The 5,701-nt window shown below is 57.7% G+C and carries 7 protein-coding genes; 2 read left to right on the forward strand and 5 right to left on the reverse strand.

Annotation, left to right across the window (positions count from 1 at the left end; all coding sequences use genetic code 11):
* Window positions 1–98: 98 nt before the first annotated feature.
* Together ACWJI7_RS13930 and ACWJI7_RS13935 are read left to right on the forward strand one after the other, a co-directional pair.
* A complete protein-coding gene (locus tag ACWJI7_RS13930) occupies window positions 99–929 on the forward strand; it encodes a polysaccharide deacetylase family protein (RefSeq protein ID WP_479938790.1) in 831 nt (276 codons plus the stop codon).
* A gap of 98 nt (window positions 930–1,027) precedes the next feature.
* Window positions 1,028–1,324, forward strand: a complete 297-nt coding sequence (locus ACWJI7_RS13935; RefSeq protein ID WP_479938792.1) for a type II toxin-antitoxin system RelE/ParE family toxin — start codon at window positions 1,028–1,030, stop codon at window positions 1,322–1,324.
* Window positions 1,325–1,502: 178 nt separating this feature from the next.
* Here ACWJI7_RS13935 and ACWJI7_RS13940 read toward each other — a convergent pair whose 3' ends face one another.
* From ACWJI7_RS13940 to ACWJI7_RS13960, 5 genes are all read right to left on the reverse strand, one after another.
* Entirely contained in the window at window positions 1,503–1,937 is a 435-nt protein-coding gene (locus tag ACWJI7_RS13940; RefSeq protein ID WP_479938794.1) for a VOC family protein, read from the reverse strand.
* 42 nt (window positions 1,938–1,979) lie between these two features.
* Window positions 1,980–2,333, reverse strand: a complete 354-nt coding sequence (locus ACWJI7_RS13945) for a DUF1428 domain-containing protein (protein WP_479938796.1) — start codon at window positions 2,331–2,333, stop codon at window positions 1,980–1,982.
* Window positions 2,334–2,810: 477 nt separating this feature from the next.
* Window positions 2,811–3,281, reverse strand: a complete 471-nt coding sequence (locus tag ACWJI7_RS13950; RefSeq protein WP_479938798.1) for a VOC family protein — start codon at window positions 3,279–3,281, stop codon at window positions 2,811–2,813.
* Between the two features lie 382 nt (window positions 3,282–3,663).
* Window positions 3,664–4,083, reverse strand: coding sequence for a VOC family protein (locus tag ACWJI7_RS13955; protein ID WP_479938800.1), 420 nt, complete (start codon window positions 4,081–4,083; stop codon window positions 3,664–3,666).
* 28 nt (window positions 4,084–4,111) lie between these two features.
* Entirely contained in the window at window positions 4,112–4,759 is a 648-nt protein-coding gene (locus ACWJI7_RS13960; RefSeq protein WP_479938801.1) for a TetR/AcrR family transcriptional regulator, read from the reverse strand.
* Between the last annotated feature and the right edge of the window lie 942 nt (window positions 4,760–5,701).

Below are 5,701 nucleotides of genomic sequence, written 5' to 3' on the forward strand. Positions count from 1 at the left end.
CCCCGCCTCAGAGGTTAACGATGGGCCCTGTCCAGAAAAGCCAGACCACCTCAGATCCACGCTGGCCTGGAGGAGCCCGCGTTGCTGTGTCTCTTGTGATGAACCTCGAGGCCGGAGCCGAGCTGTCCCTTGGCTACGGCGACTCAACCAATGAGGCCGTCTACGAGATCGTTGAGCCGGTTTCCGGTGTTCCCAACCCGGCTCTGTCTTCGCATTTCAGCTACGAGAGCCGCGCTGGATACTGGCGTATCGTTCGGGTTCTGGAGCGTTTCGGCGTGACCTGCACGGTGAGCGCGGCCGGGCGCACGATGGACCGCGCTCCCTGGCTCGGTCGTGATGCGGTTGAACGCGGTTACGAGGTGGCTGCCCATGGCTACCGATGGGAGCGCCATGCCGAAATGACGATCGCCCAAGAGCGTGCTGTGATCGCCGCCGCTGTGGCCGCGATCGAGCGGGCCACAGGCACGAGGCCACTCGGCTGGCACACGAAGGGCGCCGCCTCATCCAACACCCGCCAGCTGCTCGTGAGTGAATTCGGTTTCGAGTACGACTCTGATGCCTACGACGACGACCTCCCCTACACCGTGTCTGTGGCGGGTCAGCCTCACGTAGTGATTCCCTACGCATTTGATACCAATGACATGCGTTTCATGGCCGGTGGTAATTTTGTGCAGGGGGAAGACTTCGCGTCCTATTGCATCGCAGCATTCGACTGGCTGGTGCGTGAAGGCGACTACTATCCGGCCATGATGTCGGTGGGAATCCACCCGCGCCTCATCGGCCGCCCCGGCCGCATCGCGGGGCTGGAGCGCTTTCTGGCCCATGTGACGGCCTCGGGCACGGCATGGATCCCGAGCCGGCTCGAGATCGCTCGTCACTGGAGACAGCACTTCTCCGCAGTCGGCTCGGGCGAGCAGGAAACGCCGTAGCCAACTGCTGCGATGGAGCAGTTCGAGGGATGTGTCGTCGTTGATGGAAGCCGGCAAGGCAGTGTTGCGGCACCCTTGCCAGTTGCAGCAAGATTAAATTGCTCCAGACAGAGCGGTTCATCCAATCGCTTTCGGTTCGCCGTGATCTGAGGGGCCGGGCGAGGGTTCAGGCCAGGATTGAGTGGCTTATCGGCGGTGATCCTGGTGAGGTCAAGCTCGTTGTTGGTGCCAGTATGTCGGAGTTGCGGATAAACTACGACCCTGGATACAGAGTCTACCCCCCACAGAGAGGCTTGGCCTTGAACATCCTTTTCGCTCCTGGAGCCAAGATCTTACAGGACAATAACATTGATGAGGTCTTTCTGCTTGTAGACAACCTGACTGAGAAGACCTGATGAAAAGTTTGAGAAGCGCCTACAACGTTGCCCCTAGTCTATGGATACCGCAGGAGATGGCAGCCTATCTGGAGGGCTGCTTTGAGGAGTCGGATGGAGATGCTGCCTTCATTGCCAAGGCCCTGGGAGAGATCGCACGGACCCTGGGGATGGCACTCATCCCCCGCCCCCCGCGCTCCTAGTTGAACATCGCACGAAATGCCGCCACCATTTCCGCCTCTGGGACCTCACGTAGTTGAGTGGCCACGATCCAGTGGTGACCGAACGGATCACGCACTCGCCCCGCCCGGTCACCATAGAACTGATCGGCCAGCGGGTAGATCTGCTTTGCACCGGCTTCAAGTGCGCGTGAAAAGGTCTCCTCAGCGCTCTCAACGTGGAGGTTGAGGACGACCGATGTGGCACCCAGGGTCGTTGGACTCGTTGAACCGATTGACGGCATCTCGTCCGCCAGCATGATTCGAGTCCCTTCGATCTCAATCTCGGCGTTCATGCAGGTGCCGTCAGGCGCCACAAGGCGCGCACGGACCTCCTTCGCGCCGAAGACGTGCTCGTACCAGGAGATCGCTTCATCGGTGTTCCGGACTTGGAGGTAGGGCGTGATGCCTCTCATCGCGTAGGTTCCTCGATGTGGAGATGGTCAACCAGTCGCAGGCTACACATCGACGAGGCTTTCGAATCCGCCATAGATTAACCGCTTGCCATCAAACGGCATCGGGTTGTTGTCGGGTTTCATCCGCTCGTCGGCAAAGACCTTCGCCATCCCCGCGTCGCGGGCTTCTTTCGACGGCCACTCGATCCACGAGAAGCAGATCGTTTCATCAGGCTTCTGAAGCACTGCCTTCGGAAACGACGTCACAACACCGTCGGGGACGTCGTCGCCCCAGCACTCCACGACCCTCGTCGCGCCGTGTTCTTTGAACACAGCTGCCGAGTATTCCACGTGCGCCTTGTACATCTCACGGTTGGCGGTCGGAACCGCCGCGACGAATCCATCAATCCAGGCCATCAGATCTCTCCTTCTGAATGAAATAGTGCTTCAGATGCGGCGATGCCAATCTTCTTCATTACATCAAGATAATCGCGCGACCTATAGCGTCTCGATCAGGTGCCAGGAGCTGATCGACTGACATAGGCCCCATAGCTGTCGAGGATCGCCTGCCATCCGGTGCGCTGCATCTCTACGCGGTTGCTCGTTTCGAGATCGAAGCTGGTGGTAACCCGGGTCCGGGCACCATCAACCACAAAGGTCGTGCGGGATGTACGCCCATCCTCAAGACGAAGTGTAAGCGCACGAGGGGCATCAACTTCCTTCTAAACCCCTTCGAAATCAAATCCGAACGAGCCGTCGCGCGCTTCCATTCGGGCGATGCCTGATTCCCCTTCTTGATGGCAGTCGGTGTGGTGAAAGCGTCCCAAGCCTGAATGGGTGATGCGGGAACGAACCTTTCGATTGTCATGGCAGTAGTCATGGATGACTTTTCCTTCAGGTTGCGTTGAAAGCAGCATCAAGGGCCGCGATGTTGATCTTGCCCATCTGCATCAACTCTGCCTGCGCGCGTCCCGCGGCCGCAACGTCCGGCGCAGCGAGTAGGCGCGGCAGTGCTTCGGGGATAATTTGCCATGACACGCCCCAACGATCTGTCAGCCACCCACACCTGTTCTCCGCTCCACCATTGGCAATCAATGCTGACCAGAGATAGTCCGTTTCGCCCTGATCCTTGGTCAACACGCTAATTGATACGGCCGGGGAGAGTTTGAGATGGGGCCCAGCTGTCAAGATCATCATCGGTGCACCATGCAGGGTGAACTCGACAATCATCGGATCATCTGGATTGCCTTGCGCGTAGACCGCGTCGATGGCACTCCATGGCAGAAGAGAAACGTAGAACTCTGCGGCTTGCAGTCCGCGCTTCTCGAACCACAGGCAGGTTCGCACCTTGGACCGATCGTTCATGGGTCCTTCTCCATCGTTCGAAAATTGTTAGAACTGGATTTCATGGGACGACGTGACTTACTACTCCAGCAGGGTCCGAGGTCCTGCGTCCATCCACGCCATCAAGCTGCTCAAGCTCGTCGAGCTTCGGGCTGCCAAGGTGTGACGGCGGCTGATCGGGGCCGACCGCAAACAGATCAAGCCTCATATTCACCTGGCCTTGCCATTTGACCCGATCAAACCGGACGGTCATAGCTCCAAAAGCAAAAAAACCGGATCCGGGGTTACCTTAATGGGCTTGAAGCCAACATAGTCCCTGTCGAAAGCAACCGTTGTCTGCCATGAGTGCTGGGGCACCTTCATCGCAATATGCTTTCCGGGGGTGATCATGCCGTTTGCTCCGTCAAGCGAGCCTTGCGCCCGTGAAATTGAGCATCCACGGCGTGCCGAACCTGTCGGTGAACATGGTGAAGCGCTCGGCCCAGAACGTTTCCCCCGGCGGCATCGTCATGTCGGTGGACCCGCCAGCCAAAGCTGAGAAGACCCGGTCGAACTCCTGGCGCGAGGCTGTTTCAAGTTGAATGCGAAACCCCTGTGGACGTTCATACATCTCGTCGGAGTTGTCCGAAGCCATGATCAGAGTCTCACCGAGCCGCACGGCCATATTCATGACAAGATCATCACCTCCAGGCATCCGATCCTCTGGCTTGACGGCATCCTTGTTGAGGACTACGCCTTCGATAACTCCATCGAGAGTTTCTGCGTAGTGCGTCATGGCCTTGAGGCAGTCCCCTTTGAAGAATAGGTAGAGTTGCGGTTTCATCAGCGGCTCCTTTGGTTTCTCGCTGTTGTCATTCGGCGTAGTCCTGTCTTACCTCGGGCAGGTCGAACAGCAGGCGGATGTAGCGCCTGAGGTGGTCGACACTATCGCGCGCAAGCTCGGCATTCTGGCCCGCCTTGGCGAGGATGAAAGCCCCCTGCAGCACGGCTTGGGTGTGTCGTGCAAGGCCTTCCGCGTTCCAGTCGCCAGTGATGCCGCGCTCCAGGCGCGCCGCCTCAATATCAGCGACCAGTGTCGCGGCATGGCCAAAAATGGCTCGGCGGCAGGCCTCGCGAATAGGGACGGAGGTGTCATGCACTTCCTGGATCAGGGTGCCTGCGAGGCACGTGAACTCTGCGGCCGTTCCAGCGATGATGGCCCTGCGGAACGCGATGTACGAGAGCAGGCGGTCAAGTGGATCGGATGCCGCGTGATAGGGCGCGTTTGCGAACAAGGCGCAGGTGGTCTCTGCCCAGAAGTCCGCCACAGCAACACCCAGGTTTTCCTTACTTGAGAAATGATGGAAGAACGCACCTTTGGTCACCTCAGCTGCGCGACACAGGTCGTCGACCGTGGTGGCAGCGAAGCCTTTCGCTCGAATGATGTCGCGCGCGACTTCCAGGAGGCGGGTACGGGCGTCTCCCCGATACGGGGCCAGGCTGGTGGATCGCGGAGTCATACCAGAAACTATACCGACCAGTTGGTATGCTGTCAAGCTTGTGGCTGACTGTTCATTTGGTGCGCCCGAGCAAACGTTTAATCTGCAATTCTGCGTGGACTGGACATTCGGCTAGCCTTGACCAACCCCACCTCAATGGGCGCGATCAGGGCCAAACAACAATGAGCGCTCGGCTGTTGTTGCGAAGGACCACACCCGCGGCAGAACTGCCATTGAGTTCACGATGCGATAGGCAGTTCAGGGTCGAAGGCCGCTGATCTCAACAGCAGCAGCATGTTCAAGTTATACTAAAGTAGGGATCATGAAAGCCAGCACGAGTGCTCGCGAAGGGGCCGGATTTCGCAGTAGGCAAGTGCTTTTGCGTCGGCGCAGTACTTGGCTGTTTGAGGGTTAAAGGCATCCTTGATTCTGCCCACTGCTGTTTAGGCCAAGCATGACCAATGGGTTCAATCAGAAACTTCACAGCAAGCGTTGAATTGGTAATTCTGGAGGTCTTCCATTCGGGCCAACGGGAAAGCTCAACTAGAAAGCTGCAAACCGTAGCGACGTAAAGGGCAAGCCGCTGAGAAGCGTTGTTGTTCATCCATGGACGCGATGCCGCCTGCTTTAGACTCTCAGCTAACCCGTCGGTCAAGCGGACGGCCTAAAGCTTCGCTTTGGGTTCCCTCTGTGATGCGCACTCCGGCCGCCGCTTACATCCACGTTGGAGAGTCTGGCATATTTTGTTCAATGACCCAGGGAGACCCAGTTGGGCAGTCTAGATTGACCGAGCGAAAAGGATCATGCAGAGGAATTTTACAAAGCCAGAATCAATGTCATGACGCCCGCAATATATGCGGGCAAGATGCAACTTATCAACTACAGTATACTTAACGTAATTTAAATACAGGGCACCTCGAAAAATCTTCGTCGCGCCCTGGCAGCCTGTTAAGGATGCAATAG

The sequence above is a fragment of the Cryptocyanus atlanticus LEGE 06306 genome (assembly GCF_056633155.1).